Origin of the sequence: Pseudomonas frederiksbergensis (assembly GCF_000802155.2) — a bacterium.
Classification (GTDB): Bacteria; Pseudomonadota; Gammaproteobacteria; order Pseudomonadales; family Pseudomonadaceae; genus Aquipseudomonas; species Aquipseudomonas frederiksbergensis_A.
The window spans coordinates 202,356-220,384 of record NZ_JQGJ02000007.1; the positions used below are offsets into that span (position 1 = coordinate 202,356).

Sequence of the window (18,029 nt, forward strand, 5' to 3'; positions counted from 1 at the left end):
TCGCGAAACAGCCCTGAAGGGTGAAAAAAAGCCGCCAGCGCTTTATAGTGGCCGACCTCCGTTTCATCAAGTAGCCGAGCCCCATGTCCGAGCCACGCAAGATCCTCGTCACCAGCGCCCTGCCCTATGCCAATGGTTCGATTCACCTCGGCCATATGCTGGAATACATCCAGACCGATATGTGGACGCGCTTCCAGAAGCATCGCGGCAACCAATGTATTTATGTCTGCGCCGACGACGCCCACGGTTCGGCCATCATGCTGCGCGCGGAAAAAGAAGGCATCACCCCGGAACAACTGATCGCCAATGTCCAGGCTGAACACAGCGCCGACTTTGCCGAGTTCCTGGTGGACTTCGACAACTTCCACTCCACTCACGCCGAAGAAAACCGTGAGCTGTCGAGCCAGATCTACCTGAAGCTGCGTCATGCCGGGCATATTTCCACCCGTTCGGTTACCCAGTATTTCGACCCGGAAAAGAAAATGTTCCTGGCCGACCGCTTCATCAAGGGCACCTGTCCGAAGTGTGGTACCGAGGACCAGTACGGCGACAACTGCGAGAAATGCGGCGCAACCTACGCACCGACCGACCTGAAAGACCCGAAGTCGGCGATTTCCGGCGCAACCCCGGTGCTCAGGGACTCCCAGCACTTCTTCTTCAAGCTGCCGGACTTCCAGCAGATGCTGCAGGCCTGGACCCGCAGTGGCACGCTGCAGGACGCGGTCGCCAACAAGCTCGCCGAGTGGCTCGATTCGGGCTTGCAGGAATGGGACATTTCCCGCGATGCGCCATACTTCGGCTTCGAGATTCCCGGCGAACCCGGCAAGTATTTCTACGTGTGGCTGGACGCGCCGATCGGCTACATGGCGAGTTTCAAGAACCTTTGCGACCGCACGCCGGACCTGGACTTCGATGCGTTCTGGGGCAAGGATTCCACCGCCGAGGTGTACCACTTCATCGGCAAGGACATCGTCAACTTCCACGCACTGTTCTGGCCGGCCATGCTCGAAGGTGCCGGCTTCCGTAAACCGACCGGCATCAACGTCCACGGCTACCTGACCGTCAACGGCCAGAAAATGTCCAAGTCCCGCGGCACCTTCATCAAGGCGCGGACCTACCTGGACCACCTGTCGCCGGAATACCTGCGCTACTACTACGCGGCCAAGCTCGGCCGTGGCGTCGACGACCTGGACCTGAACCTCGAAGACTTCGTGCAGAAGGTCAACTCCGACCTGGTGGGCAAGGTCGTCAACATTGCCAGCCGTTGCGCCGGGTTCATCCACAAGGGCAACGCGGGTGTGCTGGTGGCCGGTAACGCCGCGCCGGAACTGACCGACGCCTTCCTCGCCGCCGCGCCAAGCATCGCCGATGCCTACGAGAACCGCGACTTCGCCCGTGCCATGCGCGAAATCATGGCCCTGGCCGACCGCGCCAATGCCTGGATTGCCGACAAGGCGCCGTGGTCGCTGGCCAAACAGGAAGGCAAGCAGGACGAAGTCCAGGCCATCTGCGCCCTGGGTATCAACCTGTTCCGCCAGCTGGTGATCTTTCTCAAGCCGGTGCTGCCGCTGCTGGCGGCCGATGCCGAAGCGTTCCTGAACGTTGCACCGCTGACCTGGAACGACCACCAGACCCTGCTGAGCAACCATCAGCTGAACGAGTTCAAGCCGCTGATGACCCGCATCGATTCCGCAAAGGTCCAAGCCATGATCGACGCATCCAAGGAAGACCTGGCCGCCAGCCAGACCGACACCGGCGCCCCTGCCGGCAACGGCGAACTGGCCAAGGACCCGCTGTCGCCGGAAATCGACTTCGACGCCTTCGCCGCCGTTGACCTGCGCGTGGCGCTGATCGTCAAGGCAGAGGCCGTGGAAGGCGCCGACAAGCTGTTGCGCCTGACCTTGGACATCGGCGATGAACAACGCAACGTGTTCTCCGGCATCAAGAGCGCCTATCCGGACCCGGCCAAGCTTGAAGGCAGGCTGACGATGATGATCGCCAACCTCAAGCCACGCAAAATGCGTTTCGGTATTTCCGAGGGCATGGTGATGGCGGCGGGCCCTGGTGGTGAAGAAATCTACCTGTTGAGCCCTGACAGCGGCGCCAAGCCGGGCCAGCGGATCAAGTAACGCGACTGCACGCGACACCGATCCCACAGTCGCTATCGAGCGACTGTGGGATTTTTCATATCTGGCCCACCCTCACGGTGTGCCGGATAATGCCTAATTTTGTCACAGGCCCTGTCGCCCCATACCCATGACCGAAATCCTCTTATCCCTGTTGAGCGCGGCCCTGATCAACAATCTGATGTTGCATTGGCCGCTGGGCGTCGATCCGCTGCTGGCAGCCAAGGGTAGAAGCCAGGTACACGCCCTGGGCCTGGCGACGGCAGGCCTGATGCTCTGTGTCGGTACCCTGGGCTATCTGGTCGATCAATGGTTGCTGGTCCCGGCTGACCTGGCATCACTGCAATTATTGGTTTGGCTGCCCCTGAGCGTCTTGCTGATCGGGCCAGTGCTACGGCTGCTGGGGCGCTGGCTGCCCATGCTGCCGTTCGCCGGCTTGTGGCCGTTGCTCCTCGGCAATGCCGCCATACTGGGCGTCACGCTACTCGTCAGCCGGGAGGCCACGAGCCTTGGCCAGGCCATGGCGACCAGCCTGGGTGCCGGCCTGGGTTTCTGGCTGGTGCTGAGTCTGTTTGACGACTTGCAACAGCGCATCCTCGACAACGATATTCCGTTGCCTTTCCGGGGGCTGCCGATCCAGCTGATCTGTGCCGGCCTGATGGCAGTGGCTTTTCTCGGGTTGCACGGGCTGGTCAAAACATGAACCTGATCCAACACATCGACGCCTTGCTTCCGCAGACTCAATGCGGCAAATGCGGCCACCCCGGCTGCAAGCCATACGCCGAAGGCATCGCCCAAGGCGAACCGATCAACAAATGCCCACCCGGCGGACGGGAAACCATCGCAGCCCTGGCCGAGCTGATGCAGGTACCGGTGCTGGAGCTGGACACCAGTCGCGGCTCGGCGCCGGCACAGATCGCGTTTATCCGCGAAGCCGAATGCATCGGCTGCACCAAGTGCATCCAGGCCTGCCCGGTGGACGCGATCGTCGGCGCGGCGAAACTGATGCACACGGTTCTCATCGACGAATGCACCGGCTGTGACTTGTGCGTGGCGCCTTGCCCGGTGGATTGCATCGAGATGCGGCCACTGCCGATGACAACCGTAACGCCGGTCGTTGGCGGGTTGGCCGCCAGCGACGAAGAACGGCAAGCACGAACCATCAAGCGCAACCATGCTCGCCGACGTTTCGAACAACGCACCGCCCGTCTGCGTCGTGAGGAAGAGCAGCGTCAAGCCGAGCGCCTGGCCAGAATCCAGCGAAACGCCCAACAAGCCCAGGTACAGCCACTCGATCCGGTCCAGGCCGCATTGGAGCGAGTACGCGCGCAAAAAGCCGCCACTGCGGATGCCGCACTGAAGAAAGCCAAGGTCGATCTCGCCATGAGCCGGGCGCAGCTGCATAAATCCTTGAGGGCGTTCGGCCACCCGCCAACCTTCGAGCAACAGTCACAGTTGATCATGCTGCAACGCCAGTTCGAAGCGGCCGAACAGGCGTTGGCCCGACTGGTTAGCACTGCGTCGCCTGCCACGCCCGCACCGGCACCGCCCCCGCCACCGGCAAATGACGTCGAACTGAAGCGGGCCAAGATCCAATTGGCGATGCGGCGCGCCGAACTCAGCAAAGCCCGGGCTGCCGCGGCCTCCCAAGACCAACTGCAAGCCTTGGAGCAAGCCGTCAGAGACGCCGAACAGCAGGTGGATGCCCATGCCACTCGCTGATCCGCTGGACGAGCGTCTACGCCATGCAATGCGTCGAGTCCTTCTCGCCACGCTGCCCGGCGCGCTGGCCTCGATGTGGGTCTTTGGTTGGGGTGTGTTGCTGAACCTGATGTTGTCCGGTCTCACAGCGCTGGCGATCGAGGCGCTGGTATTGCGTTTGCGGCGAAGGTCTCTCGAACCTGACCTGCGCGACGGCAGCGCATTGGTCAGCGCCACGTTGCTCGCCCTGGCCTTGCCGGCGTACTGCCCTTGGTGGCTGACCGTCACCGCGGTCGCCTGCGCCTTGTTGTTGGGCAAGCACGTTTGGGGTGGGGTCGGCAGCAATCCGTTCAATCCGGCAATGCTCGGGTATGCCTTGGTGCTGGTGGCATTCCCCCAGCACATGAGCCAATGGCCAGCGGCCCATGGCCTGGGCCTTGCCGACGGTCTGCGTCTGGTCGCCGACATTGGCCAGGCCCCCGATGGATGGGCCGGCGCCACCGCGCTGGATAGCCTGCGGATCAACACGAGCCTGACGATCGACGAGCTGTTTGCCAGCGACCCGGCGTTCGGCCGCTGGGGTGGGCACGGTGTCGAGTGGGTCAGCCTGGCGTTCCTTTTGGGCGGCCTGTTCCTGCTGCAACAACGGGTATTTACGTGGCACGCCCCGGTGGGCATGCTGGCCAGCCTGTTCACGATCAGCCTGTTGTTCTGGAACGGTTCGGGCTCGGACTCCCACGGTTCGCCACTGTTTCATCTGCTGACCGGCGCAACCATGCTCGGCGCGTTTTTTATCGTGACCGAACCCGTGTCGGGTGCCAGGGCTCCGCTGGCGCGTTTGTTGTTTGGCGCAGGCGTGGGATTGCTGGTCTACCTGATTCGCACCTGGGGTGGCTTTCCGGATGGAGTGGCGTTTGCGGTGCTGCTGATGAACCTCGCCGTGCCGGCCCTGGAGCGTTTCGTCGACGCACGACAAAGGCGCCCGCTGACATGAAGAATACCGCAGGCGTTGTGATCCTGGTGTTGCTGGGCGGCCTCGCCGTAGGCGCCACGTACCTGACGCAAATCAGCACCGCCGGGCGCATCGAGGCGCAGCGCCGAGCTATCGCCACCCGGACCTTGCTCGACGTACTGCCGAGCGACCGCTATGACAATCAGCCTTTGGCGCAACCTGTCATTGCAACCCCGGTAACGCTGCCCCGCAGCACATTGCTGGGCGCTTACCGGGCAACTCGCGAAGGGGCGCCCAGCGCCGTGTTGCTACGCAGCCAGGTACTGGGCTACGAGGGCACCATCGAATTATTGATCGCTGTGGATCCGGCAGGACGAGTGTTGGGCGTAAAGACCCTGCGCCAGTCGGAAACTCCCGGCCTGGGCGCGGGGATAGCGGGCTGGCCGAATGCCTGGCTGCAAACGTTCCATGGCAAGTCGCTCCAGGCGCCTGCCGACGAGGGGTGGGCATTGAAAAAGGACCTCGGCCAGTTCGATCAGTTGGCTGGTGCGACGGTGACATCCAGGGCGGTGCTCCAGGCCGTGCACGATACGTTGCGTTACTTCGACGAGCACAAGGCTCAGTTGACCGGAGCGACCAGCCATGAATGACTCCCCCTCCTGGCCGCGCGCCCTGGTCCTCGTGCCCGTGGTCGGCGCCAGTGACTCGCTGGTCAATGCGCTGATCCTTTGGCTCGCCTGGGTTGTGATCAGTTTCGCCCACGGCTCGACAATGGCGCTGCTGAGACCACGCCTTACAGCCTGCCAGCAACTCATTGCATCCATCGCCGTGGCCGCCGCCATGACCGCCTGCGCGGACCTCCTCGCACAAGCCTGGATATTGGAGCGGCATGGCGCGTTGGCCGTGTATATCGGATGGATCGCATTGAGCTGCGTGGCGCTGGAACATACCGCTACCGAGCGACGCATGACGGTTCATCTCAGGTTGGCGGGACAATTCGGCCTGCTGGTTATCATCCTGGGCGCTTTGCGCGAGCTGATCGGCAGAGGCGTGCCATTGGCCTTGCTCGTCCCCGGCGGATTCATTTTGCTCGGCCTGTTGCTCGCTGCCTATCAAGCCTGGATCGGCACCAAAACCCGTTCAACCCTAGAGGAAACGCCGCCCCCATGAACGCCGCAAAACGTCTGGAAATCTTTCGTCGCTTTCATGAAGACAACCCGGAGCCAAAGACCGAACTGGCCTACTCCTCCCCTTTCGAACTGCTGATCGCGGTAATTCTCTCGGCCCAATCCACCGACGTCGGGGTCAACAAGGCAACGGCCAGACTCTTCCCGGTGGCCAATACGCCGCAGGCGATCCTTGCCCTGGGCGTCGAAGGGCTGTCCGAGTACATCAAGACCATCGGACTGTTTAACAGCAAGGCGAAAAACGTGATCGAAACCTGTCGCCTGCTGATCGAGCGACACGGCGGTGAGATCCCCCAGACCCGCGAAGAGCTGGAAGCCCTGCCGGGCGTCGGCCGCAAGACTGCCAACGTGGTCCTCAACACCGCGTTCCGGCAGTTGACGATGGCGGTCGACACCCACATTTTCCGCGTCAGTAACCGGACTGGGCTCGCCCCGGGCAAGAACGTAGTGGAAGTGGAAAACAAGTTGATGAAATTCGTTCCCAAGGAATACCTCCTGGATTCCCATCACTGGCTGATCCTTCACGGACGTTACGTCTGCCTGGCCCGCAAGCCCCGCTGCGGGAGCTGCCGGATCGAAGATCTATGCGAGTACAAGCACAAGACATCTGACGATTGATGCGCTATTGCTTTTGTTTATCCTTCGATTGAAAAAATCTTTTTTACCCGCCGATGGTTTATCGATATAAGGGGCGCCAATGGCAGTCTTAGCCTGGAGTCGAACCCATGAGCACTGGCAAAGAACAACTGGATGTAGAAGACGATTTCGTCGCCGTCGAGGCTGACGAAGTGGAACCTGTGGTGGAGGTTGCAAAAACCAACCTGAGCAAACGCCGCACCATCGACAACCTGCTGGAAGAGCGCCGCTTGCAAAAGCAACTCGCCGACTACGACTTCGATCTCTGACACGTAAAGCCTCCCGCATGGAGGCTTTTTATCGTGTGAGAGGCCTGGCGTTCACACCAATCCATTTCGCTGTGCCAGTTCGATCAGGTCGACCAGCGAACGGGCGTTCAGTTTCAACAACAGGCGAGTTTTGTAGGTACTGACGGTCTTGTTGCTCAGGAACATCGCGTCTGCTATTTCCTTATTGGTCTTTCCACGAGCCAGTTGCTGCAAGACCATCATTTCCCGCCCAGACAGACGATTCACCATCTCGGACTCGCTGGCATTTCCGAGTGTTGAACGTACCGTATGCAGTGCCTGGTTGGGAAAGTAACTATAGCCTGACAACACGGCCTTAATCGCACTTAACAATTCCGTCAGATCCTGCTGTTTGCAAACATAGCCCGCCGCCCCTGTCTGCATGCAGCGCATCGAAAAATGCCCGGGTGCCTGGGAGGTCAATACCAGCACTTTCACGGGCGAAGGATTGACGGTCAAGCGTGCGATGACTTCCAGCCCATCCAACTTCGGAATTCCAATATCCAAGATAACGATATCGGGCATTTGTTCTCGGGCGATCTGTAAGGCATCAACGCCATTATCCGTTTCGGCGATAACTTCATATCCATGTCGCTCCATTAGCAAACGTACAGCAAGACGAATGACGGGGTGATCGTCCACGATCAGCACTTTATTCATGGGCACATCCAATTTCGCTGTTCGAATTTTTAGAGCACGCACAATAGCCTAGTCATTTCTTCCTTGGCATGCCGTTGCTCGTGAGCGCTCGCAGCGGAAGACGCAACCTACAAGCAATACAGATTTTTCCTACAAATTATCTGCAAAATAATGTGCCGTGAAATTTTCCACGAGGCTAACGCCATAAATCCGACATGCCGACCTCGCATGAATGAGGGGATCCTTCTCGGAAAAACAGAAGGTGTTTCAACGCATGCCGCCCTTGTATTTTTATAAATAGTAACGGATTTAATTTCATACAAACGGTAAAAATTTCACTCAATGGAATGAGTTTCTGTATAAAAAAGACAGCGCCCGGAGGAATTGGACAAGACCGACCTGATTGTCTTTTTTGACTGATCACCCTTTCGGGCGGCCGCTAATAAAACCAAAACTTTAATCAATGAGCATGTAATTACCCATGAGCATCCATCATGAACAAATTAAAAAAGACCGTCATCAACCCAATGACGCTTATTGCCATACTTGCAAGTTTGTCGGAAACATCCGCAGCGATATCCTTGCCGTTCCTGGACAGCGACGATCGTGACTGTTACGTCTGGTTCCTGATCGGTTTTCCCTTTTTCCTATCGTTGTTGTTTTTTCTGACGCTCAATTTCAACCACCGCGCTCTGTATTCACCTTCAGAATTCCCCAAAAGCAAACAGGTCAAGAAAGGCAGGCATGGCTCCGCCGGCAGGCGCCGCTATGCGTTACGAAGGGGAAGGGAAAAACGCAGTCACTTGGTCCGTCTGCGTCGAAGGAGGAAGCCGTGAGCATTGCTCTGGAAGGGGAGATAAAAAACGGCCTGCTCATGCAGGCCGTTTCCATTGGAGCGGATCAGAACAGCTTGCGACCCTTGTTCGCCGCGATGCGCATGCGCAGGGCGTTGAGCTTGATGAAGCCGGCCGCGTCTGCCTGGTTGTAGGCACCGCCGTCTTCTTCGAAAGTCGCGATATTGGCATCGAACAGCGAGTCGTCGGACTTGCGGCCGGTCACGATCACGTTGCCCTTGTACAGCTTCAGGCGCACGACACCGTTCACGTTGACCTGGGAGGCATCGATCATCTGTTGCAGCATCAGGCGCTCCGGACTCCACCAGTAGCCGGTGTAGATCAGGCTGGCGTACTTGGGCATCAACTCATCCTTCAAGTGAGCCACTTCGCGGTCCAGGGTGATCGATTCGATCGCCCGGTGGGCACGCAGCATGATGGTGCCACCCGGAGTTTCGTAGCAGCCACGGGACTTCATGCCGACATAGCGGTTCTCGACGATGTCCAAGCGACCGATGCCGTGTTCGCCACCGATGCGGTTCAAGGTCGCGAGCACGGTGGCCGGGCTCATCTCCACACCGTCCAGCGCGACGATATCGCCGTTGCGATAGGTCAGTTCGAGGTATTGCGGAGTGTCGGGAGCCTTCTCCGGGGAGACGGTCCAGCGCCACATGTCTTCTTCGTGCTCGGTCCAGGTGTCTTCCAGCACGCCGCCTTCATAGGAAATGTGCAGCAGGTTGGCATCCATCGAATACGGGGATTTCTTCTTACCGTGGCGCTCGATCGGGATCGCGTGCTTCTCGGCGTAATCCATCAGTTTTTCACGGGACAGCAAGTCCCATTCACGCCACGGTGCGATGACTTTCACGCCCGGTTTGAGGGCATAGGCGCCCAGCTCGAAACGCACCTGGTCGTTGCCTTTGCCGGTGGCGCCATGGGAAATGGCGTCGGCGCCGGTTTCGTTGGCGATTTCGATCAGGCGCTTGGCGATCAACGGACGGGCGATGGACGTACCCAGCAGGTACTCGCCTTCGTAAACGGTGTTGGCGCGGAACATCGGGAACACGAAGTCGCGGACGAACTCTTCGCGCAGGTCATCGATGTAGATCTCTTTGACGCCCATGGCCTGGGCCTTGGCGCGTGCAGGCTCGACTTCCTCGCCCTGTCCCAGGTCAGCGGTGAAGGTCACCACTTCGCAGTTATAAGTGTCCTGCAGCCACTTGAGGATCACCGAAGTGTCCAGGCCGCCGGAATACGCCAGAACGACCTTGTTTACGTCCGCCATGCCATCACTCCACGGGTTGTACGGAAAGCCGGGAAGTCTAACGTCCAGCGCGGATAATTTACAGAGGCGCGACAGCTTATGACGACGAAGCGACAGATTATGTCGAGTGCGCGACGATCAGGCCGGCTCAGGAAGTACGTGCAGTCGCTCCGGCAGGCGCAGCCGCCTTGGTCGGGGCAACCGGCGTCGGCGTCTTGCCCGGCGCAGCAGCGGGCGCCACGGCAGGTGCCGCCGGCGTTGCCGCAGGAGCTGGCGCCTGTGGGGCCGGCGCCTGGGTGGGGGCTACCCGCTCCAGTTTTACCAGCACGCGCCGGTTCTTGGCCCGGTTGGCTGCGTTGGTATTGGCAACCAGCGGATAACGCTCGCCGTGGAAGCGCACGGTGAATTGGGACTCCTGGAAACCGTTGGCCTTGAAGAAATCCTGGACAGCCAGGGCTCGGCGACGCGACAACTCGCGGTTGGTCAGGCGATTGCCACTGTTGTCGGAGTGGCCATCGAGCTCGACATGATTGACGCTCGGGTCCGCCTTGATGAAGTCGAGCATGACCTGCAACTGGGCCTTGGCCTGGGCGTCAAGCTCGGTACCCTCGCCAGGGAAGCCGATCTGGGTTTGCTTGATCTGCTCGAAGTTCTTCGGCAAGAGTTTCGCTACGCAGCCCTGGTAATCATTGAACGCCTTGTTGAAGCGCACGGGCAGCAACCGAACCTCCGACACCCGCCCGTCCTCGGTGTTGCGTCGCACTACGGGACTGCGACCTTCCATCAGCCCGCTGATCAAGCGGCCGGCCTGTACCTGGGAGCTGTTGAAAAGCACATCGCCGCTGCCGATCCTGACCGAGCCCAGGTTGATATCGCCCCGCCCGGGCTGCCAAGGCGCCGCGGCCGCCAGCAACGTCGCAGAGCCGCCGCCGAGCATCGGATTATAGGCCTTGAGCCGGAACGTGGCCTGCTCGCCCGCCTTGCGCACGAACTCGCCACTGCCGAAATCGCTGATCGGCTGGCTCAGCCGACACTCGAACTTGTCGCCTTCGACCGTCCACTCGATGCTCTCCAGACGGGTCTGGAAAGTGAGCGCCATCGCAGGAAGGCTGGCAAACACACTGAGCAAGGCTAGATAACGCTGGCGCACGGGAGGCTCCACTGGCTTTTATACGGAAATCGAGAAACGCTGGGCATGCTGCTTGGCCGGGACACGGCACGAAATGCTGGCACGCCTGAAGGGGCTATCGGTAACTTGCGGCAAAACTTGATAGCGGGTGCCCGGATCGGTCTTTTCCGGTAGCATTCCCCCGAGATTTACCCGCCTGGAAGCCCCCCATGTCCGACCGCCTGACCCTGCTGCGTCCCGACGACTGGCATATTCATCTTCGCGATGGTGCTGTGTTGACCCATACCGTCGCCGATGTCGCGCGCACTTTTGGCCGCGCTATCATCATGCCAAACCTGGTTCCGCCCGTGCGCAACGCCGCCGAGGCCGATGGCTATCGCCAGCGCATCCTGTCGGCACGCCCGAAAGGCAGCCGCTTCGAACCGCTGATGGTGCTTTACCTCACCGACCGCACCCAGCCCGAGGAAATACGCGAGGCCAAGGCCAGCGGTTTCGTGCACGCGGCCAAGTTGTACCCCGCTGGCGCCACTACCAATTCGGACTCTGGCGTCACCAGCATCGACAAGATTTTCCCGGCGCTCGAGGCGATGGCCGAAGTCGGCATGCCGTTGTTGATCCACGGTGAAGTGACCCGGGGCGACGTCGATGTGTTCGACCGCGAGAAGATTTTCATCGACGAACATATGCGTCGCGTCGTCGAACGCTTCCCGACGCTGAAGGTGGTCTTCGAGCACATCACCACGGGTGATGCCGTGCAGTTCGTCAACGAGGCTTCGGCCAATGTCGGTGCGACCATCACCGCGCATCACCTGCTGTACAACCGCAACCACATGCTGGTGGGCGGGATCCGTCCGCACTTCTATTGCTTGCCGATCCTCAAGCGCAACACCCATCAGGAAGCCTTGCTGGATGCGGCCACCAGCGGCAGCGCCAAGTTTTTCCTCGGCACCGACTCGGCGCCCCACGCCCGTCATGCCAAGGAAGCCGCTTGCGGTTGTGCTGGTTGCTATACCGCCTACGCGGCCATCGAGATGTACGCCGAGGCGTTCGAGCAGCGCAACGCCCTGGACAAGCTCGAAGGCTTCGCCAGCCTGCACGGCCCACGTTTCTATGGCCTGCCGGTGAACACCGATCGTATTACCCTGGTTCGCGACGAGTGGACCGCCCCCGCCAGCCTGCCGTTTGGCGAGCAGACTGTCATCCCGCTGCGCGCCGGTGAAAAACTGCGCTGGCGCCTGCTGGAGGAAAACGCGTGAGTGAAGATCATTTCGACGACGAACTGGACGGCAACGGCGGCTCGGGCGGCGCGCGCCACCCGATGGCTGCTCGCTTCCGGGGTTATCTGCCGGTCGTGGTCGACGTAGAAACCGGCGGTTTCAACTCGGCCACCGATGCGCTGCTGGAAATCGCCGCGACCACCATTGGCATGGACGAGAAAGGCTTTGTCTTCCCCGACCACACTTACTTCTTCCGGGTCGAACCGTTCGAAGGCGCCAACATCGAAGCGGCAGCCCTGGAGTTCACCGGGATCAAGCTCGATCACCCGCTGCGCATGGCGGTCAGCGAAGAAACCGCGCTGACCGACATCTTCCGTGGCGTGCGCAAGGCACTGAAAGCCAACGGTTGCAAGCGAGCGATCCTGGTGGGTCATAACAGCAGTTTCGACCTGGGCTTCCTCAACGCGGCCGTTGCGCGCCTGGACATGAAGCGCAACCCGTTCCATCCCTTCTCCAGCTTCGACACGGCGACTCTCGCGGGCTTGGCCTACGGCCAGACGGTATTGGCCAAGGCCTGCCAGGCGGCGGATATCGACTTCGATGGCCGTGAGGCTCACTCGGCCCGCTATGACACCGAGAAGACTGCCGAGCTGTTCTGCGGCATCGTCAACCGGTGGAAAGAGATGGGTGGCTGGCAGGATTTCGACGACTGACATACGGCTGGATCCAGCTCTTTGTGGCTAGGTGATTCAGCCACTCATAAAAAAACCGGCCCATCGAGGGCCGGTTTTTTTATGCCAGGTGCGCTTACAGCTTGTCGCTGTGCTCGCCCAGGTAAGCGGCAACGCCTTCAGGCGATGCGGTCATGCCCTTGTCGCCTTTTTTCCAGTTGGCCGGGCAGACTTCGCCGTGCTCTTCGTGGAACTGCAGGGCGTCAACCAGACGGATCAGCTCTTCCATGTTACGACCCAGCGGCAGGTCGTTGATGATCTGCGAACGAACCACGCCTTTGTCGTCGATCAGGAACGCACCACGGAAGGCCACGCCACCTTCGGACTCCACGTCGTAGGCCTTGGCGATTTCGTGCTTCATGTCGGCAGCCATGGTGTATTTCACCGGGCCGATGCCACCGGCATTGATGGCGGTGTTGCGCCAGGCGTTGTGGGTGAAGTGCGAGTCGATCGAAACAGCGACCACTTCAACGTTGCGTGCCTTGAAGTCGTCCATGCGGTGATCCAGCGCGATCAGCTCGGATGGGCAAACGAAAGTGAAGTCCAGCGGGTAGAAGAACACCAGGCCGTATTTGCCTTTGATGGCCGAGGACAGGGTGAAGCTGTCAACGATTTCGCCGTTGCCGAGGACGGCAGGAACGGTGAAGTCAGGGGCTTGTTTGCCTACGAGTACGCTCATTGGATATCTCCTGGTGTAGTAACGTGAAAACAAGGTCCGCGCCAGCCTGCCACCCTCAGGCGACAGCCCTGTGACACGAACCCGCTTTGCAAGGACCGACCATCATACACCGCAGGTTTGGCCTGTCCTCAACGGTTTTTTGGCGGCCCCTGAAAATCCGTTGCCCTACCCAATGGCAGCCGCTCGACACCGTTCGTCAAGGAGCCCTGGAAACCACTTTGACAATCATTCTCGTTAACATTAAGATCCGTCCCAATTGAGTCACAACCAGCGACGGTTATCACTTATGTATGTATGCCTCTGCACTGGCGTCACCGACGGACAAATCCGCGAAGCGATCTATGAAGGTTGCTGCAGCTACCGGGAAGTCCGCCAGGCCACCGGCGTAGCCAGCCAATGCGGCAAATGCGCCTGCCTGGCCAAGGAAGTGGTGCGTGAAACCCTCGCCAAAGTTCAGACCGCCCAAGCCTCGATCCCTTATCCGGCGGAATTTACTGCCGCATAAAACCAGTTGTTCAAAGAACCGGACTCAATGTCCGGTTTTTTTATGCCTGTAAATCAAGTGCTTAGCTTCCAGACGCGGAACACAAACATTCTTATTCCGATTAATTTTCATTTATTATTCAATAACTTAGGTTTGACACTCGTAATTGCTCGGCTCAAACTCCGCCTTATACACAGCTATCAGGGCAGGCCCTCACCATGAAAGGCGACATTACAGTCATCCAGCATCTCAACAAGATCCTCGCCAATGAGCTGGTCGCGATCAATCAATACTTCCTGCATGCTCGCATGTACGAGGATTGGGGCCTGAACAAGCTGGGCAAGCACGAGTACCACGAATCCATCGACGAAATGAAACACGCGGACAAGCTGATCAAGCGCATCCTGTTTCTCGAAGGCCTGCCGAACGTCCAGGACCTGGGCAAGCTGCACATCGGCGAACATACCCGCGAAATGCTCGAGTGCGACCTGCGCATCGAACGCACCGGCCACGCCGACCTGAAAGCCGCCATCGCCCATTGCGAAACCGTTGGCGACTTCGGGAGCCGTGAACTGCTGGAAGATATTCTCGAATCCGAGGAAGAACACATCGACTGGCTGGAAACCCAATTGGGCCTGATCGACAAAGTCGGTCTCGAGAATTACCTGCAATCGCAGATGGGCGAAGAATAAGCGTCCCGACAGCAAGCCACTAAAAAGCCCCACCCTCTTTCGAGGCGCGGGGCTTTTTGTTGCCTGATGGCCAGGCCCGCACAAACCGATGTGGAAGAGCTTGCTCCCACACGGGCCTGGGGTAGATCAGGCTTCGGACTTGTTCGCCGCTGCTGCTTCTACAGCTGCCTTGATCGTGGTCTGCAGAGAACCATCAACCGCCATCTCGGTCATGATGTCGCTACCGCCGATCAGCTCGCCACCCACCCACAGCTGTGGGAAGGTTGGCCAGTTGGCGTACTTGGGCAGGTTGGCGCGGATTTCCGGGTTCTGCAGGATGTCCACGTAGGCGAACTTCTCGCCACACGCCATCACCGCCTGAGCAGCCTTGGCCGAGAAGCCACATTGAGGGGCATTCGGCGAGCCTTTCATGTAGAGCAGGATAGTGTTGTTGGCAATCTGGTCTTTGATCGTTTCGATGATATCCACGGAGCACCTCGGCTTGAACTTTTGCGACTTCAGTTGTCGACACGGTGGCGCATTGTAACGGAAAGCCGAGCACCCTGCTCGGTCCGCCCCAAGGACAATTTTACGCAGCCGCCACCTTCACCGGAACCCCGTTCAGCGCCGCATTGCCGGACAATTCGTCGAGCTGGCGGTCATCGGTCAGGTCGTTGGCGCTTGACCCAGGCTGCCCGCTGGCGATGGTCATCTGCACGCCCGGACGAGCATGGCCCCAACCGTGGGGAAGACTGACCACGCCTTTCATCATGTCCGCACTGCCCTGCACGTCCACCTCGATTACGCCGACCCGGGAACTGACCTTCACGCGCTGTCCATCGATAAGGCCCCGGCTGGCAAGATCTTCGGGATGCATCAGCAACTGGTGACGCGGCTTGCCCTTCACCAACCGATGAAAGTTATGCATCCAGGAATTGTTGCTGCGCACATGGCGACGGCCAATCATCAGCAGCTCGTCTGCTGCCGGCGCACGCAACGCGGCAAAGCGCGCCAAGTCGGCGAGGATGACAGCGGGCGCGGCCTGCACCCGGCCGTTTTCAGTTTTCAGCCGGGGTGCCAGATTGGGCTTGAGCGCACCGAGATCGATGCCGTGGGGATGGTCGAACAGCGTCGCCAAGGACAACTTGTACGGCGACGCATCGCCATACATCCCGGCCCGCAGGCCCAAATCAATCATCTGTGCCGGCGGCATGGTCGGCTTGAGCTCCTTGCCGGTCCGGGCGGCAAAGGCTTTGGCCAGGCCGACAAAAATCTCCCAATCGTGCAGCGCCCCCTCGGGCTTGGGCAGGATGGCCCGGTTGAAACGACTGACGTTACGCACCGCGAACAGATTGAAGGTGGTGTCGTAGTGATCATTCTCCAGGGCCGAGGTGGACGGCAGGATCAAGTCGGCATAGCGCGTGGTTTCGTTGATGTACAGGTCGATGCTGACCATGAACTCAAGCCCGTCCAGCGCTTGCTCCAGTTGCCGGCCATTGGGCGTGGACAGCACCGGGTTGCCGGCCACGGTGACCAGCGCTCGGATCTGCCCATCGCCCTCGGTGAGCATTTCTTCGGCGAGGGTCGATACGGGCAGCTCGCCTGCGTATTCAGGGCGCCCGGATACTCGGCTTTGCCAGCGATTGAAGTGCCCGCCCGAAGTCGTTTTCACCAAATCCACCGCCGGCTCGGTACACAGCGCCCCGCCTACTCGATCAAGATTGCCGGTCACCAGGTTGATCACTTGGATCAGCCAGTGGCACAGCGTACCGAAAGCCTGGGTCGACACCCCCATCCGGCCGTAGCACACTGCCGACGGGGCGGCCGCGAAATCTCGGGCCAATTGGCGGATCTGCTCGGCAGGAACCCCACAGAGCGGGCTCATGGCGTCCGCCGAGAAGGGCGCAACGGCGTGGCGCACCTCGTCGAGACCGTCCACCGGCAGGTGACTGTCCCGCGTCAGTCCTTCGCGGAACAAGGTGCCGAGCAGGCCAAACAACAACGCGGCATCGCCGCCAGGGCGTACGAAGACATGCTGGTCGGCAATCGCCGCCGTCTCGCTGCGGCGGGGATCGACCACCACTACCCGGCCGCCCCGCGACTGGATTGCCTTCAGCCGCTTCTCCACGTCCGGCACGGTCATGATGCTGCCGTTGGAGGCCAATGGATTGCCGCCCAGGATCAGCATGAAATCGGTGTGATCGATGTCCGGTATCGGCAGCAGCAAGCCGTGACCGTACATCAGGTGACTGGTCAGGTGATGGGGCAATTGGTCCACCGAAGTCGCCGAGAATCGGCTACGGGTTTTCAGCAGGCCGAGGAAATAGTTGCTGTGGGTCATCAGCCCATAGTTGTGCACACTCGGGTTGCCCTGATACACCCCCACCGCATTTTGGCCGTGGCGTTCCTGGATGGCCGCCAGACGCTCGGCCACCAAGGCAAAGGCGTCGTCCCAGGCAATGGGCTGCCACTCGCCACCCACTCGTTGCATGGGCTGGCGCAGGCGGTCCGGATCGTTCTGGATATCCTGCAACGCCACTGCCTTGGGGCAAATGTGTCCACGACTGAAACTGTCCAGCGGATCCCCCTTGATCGAGGTGATCGCCAAGCCTTGGCCTTCGGTTTCGGTGGTTTCGAGGGTCAGGCCACAGATGGCCTCGCACAGGTGGCACGCACGGTGGTGGAGGGTCTTGGTCATGGCCAGCCTCTGTTTTATTCGTAGCGGGCACTTTCGGCCGCGGGAATAAAACTATGGCGCCTGAACTTGCACAGCGCCAGCGACGTTCGTCCTGTGAATCGCCGGGCATCAGGCCCGCCGATGAACCGCTATCAGGGATGCTCGGGAGGAGGCGCCAGCAATTGGATTTCCTCGATGGTTTCCACTTGCTCCTGGGCAATGGGCACCCCGGTCAATTCGCCGATCAACCGCCAGTGCTCGTCGAGCCCACTGCTGATCGTAGCCATCCGGTCGATCATCCGGCGACCCGCGGCCTTGGTCACTTCGTCATCGCTGCGCAGCAACTCGAATGACATGGACGTCACCGAAGCGGTCAGGTGCGTCAGGGAACGCGCCGTCAGCCCCAACAGTTCCATCAGTTGTTGCTCTTTCAAATCCATTTCGGGGCTCCTGCGGCTCGGGGTTCATTTATAACCCAGGCCCCTGCATTAGGAAATATTTCACTTTGCACACCAGACCGGCGACCCGGACAGCGGTCAAAAACCAACCGCCAGCTATCCCGTGCCCGCCCTGCTCGATTGCCAAGCGGCGCGACGCCAGTGTACAAATGAACCCGCTGCTGTCAGGAAACCGGCCTCAACCGCGTCAGTGCAACTCTGCATTGGCCTCGCTGAAATCCCTTATAACCGTAGCCCTATTGGTAAGACGCGACATTTAATGTCAATATCGCGCCTTCCCCTATTTCGTCGCCCCGTGCGGCTTTTGCCGCAGGTCTCGCCCGTTTTTCCATTAAACAAGGCTTTGAGTATCTGCGGT

The 18,029-nt window shown here is 60.0% G+C and carries 19 protein-coding genes and 1 pseudogene; 13 read left to right on the forward strand and 7 right to left on the reverse strand.

What is annotated here, in order from left to right; genetic code table 11:
- Nucleotides 1-83: 83 nt before the first annotated feature.
- The 8 genes from metG to JZ00_RS15685 all read left to right on the forward strand — a co-directional run bounded on the left by metG (nt 84) and on the right by JZ00_RS15685 (nt 6,871).
- Nucleotides 84-2,129 (forward strand): methionine--tRNA ligase, encoded by a 2,046-nt coding sequence (gene metG, locus JZ00_RS15650; protein ID WP_039591767.1) that lies wholly within the window; start codon nt 84-86, stop codon nt 2,127-2,129.
- A 127-nt stretch (nt 2,130-2,256) separates the two neighbouring features.
- Nucleotides 2,257-2,829 carry an Rnf-Nqr domain containing protein gene (locus JZ00_RS15655; protein ID WP_039591766.1) on the forward strand — a complete coding sequence of 191 codons (573 nt, stop codon included), beginning with the start codon at nt 2,257-2,259 and terminating at the stop codon, nt 2,827-2,829.
- The gene (rsxB, locus tag JZ00_RS15660; protein WP_039591765.1) at nt 2,826-3,848 is read left to right on the forward strand and encodes an electron transport complex subunit RsxB; all 1,023 of its coding nucleotides are present in this window, start codon (nt 2,826-2,828) and stop codon (nt 3,846-3,848) included. Before JZ00_RS15655 ends, rsxB begins: the two co-directional genes overlap by 4 nt.
- Nucleotides 3,835-4,821, forward strand: coding sequence for an RnfABCDGE type electron transport complex subunit D (locus JZ00_RS15665; protein WP_039591764.1), 987 nt, complete (start codon nt 3,835-3,837; stop codon nt 4,819-4,821). Before rsxB ends, JZ00_RS15665 begins: the two co-directional genes overlap by 14 nt.
- Nucleotides 4,818-5,429, forward strand: coding sequence for an RnfABCDGE type electron transport complex subunit G (locus JZ00_RS15670; protein ID WP_039591763.1), 612 nt, complete (start codon nt 4,818-4,820; stop codon nt 5,427-5,429). Before JZ00_RS15665 ends, JZ00_RS15670 begins: the two co-directional genes overlap by 4 nt.
- The gene (locus tag JZ00_RS15675) at nt 5,422-5,949 is read left to right on the forward strand and encodes an Rnf-Nqr domain containing protein (protein WP_039591762.1); all 528 of its coding nucleotides are present in this window, start codon (nt 5,422-5,424) and stop codon (nt 5,947-5,949) included. Before JZ00_RS15670 ends, JZ00_RS15675 begins: the two co-directional genes overlap by 8 nt.
- Nucleotides 5,946-6,584, forward strand: a complete 639-nt coding sequence (nth, locus tag JZ00_RS15680; protein ID WP_039591761.1) for an endonuclease III — start codon at nt 5,946-5,948, stop codon at nt 6,582-6,584. The genes JZ00_RS15675 and nth overlap by 4 nt, the downstream gene beginning before the upstream one ends.
- A gap of 107 nt (nt 6,585-6,691) precedes the next feature.
- A complete protein-coding gene (locus tag JZ00_RS15685) occupies nt 6,692-6,871 on the forward strand; it encodes a PA3496 family putative envelope integrity protein (protein WP_039591759.1) in 180 nt (59 codons plus the stop codon).
- 51 nt (nt 6,872-6,922) lie between these two features.
- On the opposite strand, the gene JZ00_RS15690 is transcribed toward JZ00_RS15685, so the two are convergent.
- Nucleotides 6,923-7,549 carry a response regulator transcription factor gene (locus JZ00_RS15690; RefSeq protein WP_039591757.1) on the reverse strand — a complete coding sequence of 209 codons (627 nt, stop codon included), beginning with the start codon at nt 7,547-7,549 and terminating at the stop codon, nt 6,923-6,925.
- Nucleotides 7,550-8,022: 473 nt separating this feature from the next.
- On the opposite strand from JZ00_RS15690, the pseudogene JZ00_RS15695 reads away from it, so the two are divergent.
- Nucleotides 8,023-8,265, forward strand: a pseudogene (locus tag JZ00_RS15695) (hypothetical protein); the annotation flags it as partial.
- Between the two features lie 163 nt (nt 8,266-8,428).
- Here the strand turns inward: JZ00_RS15695 and JZ00_RS15700 are convergent.
- Nucleotides 8,429-9,646 (reverse strand): argininosuccinate synthase, encoded by a 1,218-nt coding sequence (locus JZ00_RS15700; protein ID WP_024779511.1) that lies wholly within the window; start codon nt 9,644-9,646, stop codon nt 8,429-8,431.
- 127 nt (nt 9,647-9,773) lie between these two features.
- The gene (locus JZ00_RS15705) at nt 9,774-10,775 is read right to left on the reverse strand and encodes a flagellar protein MotY (protein WP_039591756.1); all 1,002 of its coding nucleotides are present in this window, start codon (nt 10,773-10,775) and stop codon (nt 9,774-9,776) included.
- Nucleotides 10,776-10,963: 188 nt separating this feature from the next.
- Here JZ00_RS15705 and pyrC point away from each other — a divergent pair, with 188 nt between their 5' ends.
- The gene (pyrC, locus tag JZ00_RS15710; protein ID WP_039591755.1) at nt 10,964-12,010 is read left to right on the forward strand and encodes a dihydroorotase; all 1,047 of its coding nucleotides are present in this window, start codon (nt 10,964-10,966) and stop codon (nt 12,008-12,010) included.
- Nucleotides 12,007-12,684, forward strand: a complete 678-nt coding sequence (gene rnt / locus JZ00_RS15715) for a ribonuclease T (protein WP_039591753.1) — start codon at nt 12,007-12,009, stop codon at nt 12,682-12,684. The genes pyrC and rnt overlap by 4 nt, the downstream gene beginning before the upstream one ends.
- 94 nt (nt 12,685-12,778) lie before the next feature.
- Here rnt and JZ00_RS15720 read toward each other — a convergent pair whose 3' ends face one another.
- Nucleotides 12,779-13,381 carry a peroxiredoxin gene (locus JZ00_RS15720; protein WP_039591751.1) on the reverse strand — a complete coding sequence of 201 codons (603 nt, stop codon included), beginning with the start codon at nt 13,379-13,381 and terminating at the stop codon, nt 12,779-12,781.
- Between the two features lie 286 nt (nt 13,382-13,667).
- Here JZ00_RS15720 and JZ00_RS15725 point away from each other — a divergent pair, with 286 nt between their 5' ends.
- Both JZ00_RS15725 and bfr read left to right on the forward strand, forming a co-directional pair.
- Nucleotides 13,668-13,886 carry a bacterioferritin-associated ferredoxin gene (locus tag JZ00_RS15725; RefSeq protein WP_039591750.1) on the forward strand — a complete coding sequence of 73 codons (219 nt, stop codon included), beginning with the start codon at nt 13,668-13,670 and terminating at the stop codon, nt 13,884-13,886.
- A gap of 197 nt (nt 13,887-14,083) precedes the next feature.
- Complete coding sequence (gene bfr / locus JZ00_RS15730; RefSeq protein ID WP_025215180.1) at nt 14,084-14,557, forward strand: bacterioferritin; 474 nt, start codon at nt 14,084-14,086, stop codon at nt 14,555-14,557.
- Between the two features lie 126 nt (nt 14,558-14,683).
- On the opposite strand, the gene grxD is transcribed toward bfr, so the two are convergent.
- The 3 genes from grxD to JZ00_RS15745 all read right to left on the reverse strand — a co-directional run bounded on the left by grxD (nt 14,684) and on the right by JZ00_RS15745 (nt 17,653).
- Complete coding sequence (gene grxD, locus JZ00_RS15735; RefSeq protein ID WP_039591749.1) at nt 14,684-15,025, reverse strand: Grx4 family monothiol glutaredoxin; 342 nt, start codon at nt 15,023-15,025, stop codon at nt 14,684-14,686.
- Nucleotides 15,026-15,125: 100 nt separating this feature from the next.
- A complete protein-coding gene (locus JZ00_RS15740) occupies nt 15,126-17,234 on the reverse strand; it encodes a molybdopterin oxidoreductase family protein (protein ID WP_039591747.1) in 2,109 nt (702 codons plus the stop codon).
- 131 nt (nt 17,235-17,365) lie between these two features.
- A complete protein-coding gene (locus JZ00_RS15745; RefSeq protein ID WP_039591745.1) occupies nt 17,366-17,653 on the reverse strand; it encodes a hypothetical protein in 288 nt (95 codons plus the stop codon).
- Nucleotides 17,654-18,029: the final 376 nt, after the last annotated feature.

Bases quoted from the DNA above. Each gene is read 5' to 3' on its own strand.
- JZ00_RS15745 (WP_039591745.1), bottom strand. From the start codon at position 17,653: ATGGATTTGAAAGAGCAACAACTGATGGAACTGTTGGGGCTGACGGCG.
- JZ00_RS15665 (WP_039591764.1), top strand. From the start codon at position 3,835: ATGCCACTCGCTGATCCGCTGGACGAGCGTCTACGCCATGCAATGCGT.
- JZ00_RS15700 (WP_024779511.1), bottom strand. From the start codon at position 9,646: ATGGCGGACGTAAACAAGGTCGTTCTGGCGTATTCCGGCGGCCTGGAC.
- bfr (WP_025215180.1), top strand. From the start codon at position 14,084: ATGAAAGGCGACATTACAGTCATCCAGCATCTCAACAAGATCCTCGCC.
- JZ00_RS15655 (WP_039591766.1), top strand. From the start codon at position 2,257: ATGACCGAAATCCTCTTATCCCTGTTGAGCGCGGCCCTGATCAACAAT.
- JZ00_RS15725 (WP_039591750.1), top strand. From the start codon at position 13,668: ATGTATGTATGCCTCTGCACTGGCGTCACCGACGGACAAATCCGCGAA.
- JZ00_RS15720 (WP_039591751.1), bottom strand. From the start codon at position 13,381: ATGAGCGTACTCGTAGGCAAACAAGCCCCTGACTTCACCGTTCCTGCC.
- JZ00_RS15690 (WP_039591757.1), bottom strand. From the start codon at position 7,549: ATGAATAAAGTGCTGATCGTGGACGATCACCCCGTCATTCGTCTTGCT.
- rsxB (WP_039591765.1), top strand. From the start codon at position 2,826: ATGAACCTGATCCAACACATCGACGCCTTGCTTCCGCAGACTCAATGC.
- JZ00_RS15675 (WP_039591762.1), top strand. From the start codon at position 5,422: ATGAATGACTCCCCCTCCTGGCCGCGCGCCCTGGTCCTCGTGCCCGTG.
- pyrC (WP_039591755.1), top strand. From the start codon at position 10,964: ATGTCCGACCGCCTGACCCTGCTGCGTCCCGACGACTGGCATATTCAT.
- nth (WP_039591761.1), top strand. From the start codon at position 5,946: ATGAACGCCGCAAAACGTCTGGAAATCTTTCGTCGCTTTCATGAAGAC.
- JZ00_RS15670 (WP_039591763.1), top strand. From the start codon at position 4,818: ATGAAGAATACCGCAGGCGTTGTGATCCTGGTGTTGCTGGGCGGCCTC.
- JZ00_RS15740 (WP_039591747.1), bottom strand. From the start codon at position 17,234: ATGACCAAGACCCTCCACCACCGTGCGTGCCACCTGTGCGAGGCCATC.
- metG (WP_039591767.1), top strand. From the start codon at position 84: ATGTCCGAGCCACGCAAGATCCTCGTCACCAGCGCCCTGCCCTATGCC.
- JZ00_RS15685 (WP_039591759.1), top strand. From the start codon at position 6,692: ATGAGCACTGGCAAAGAACAACTGGATGTAGAAGACGATTTCGTCGCC.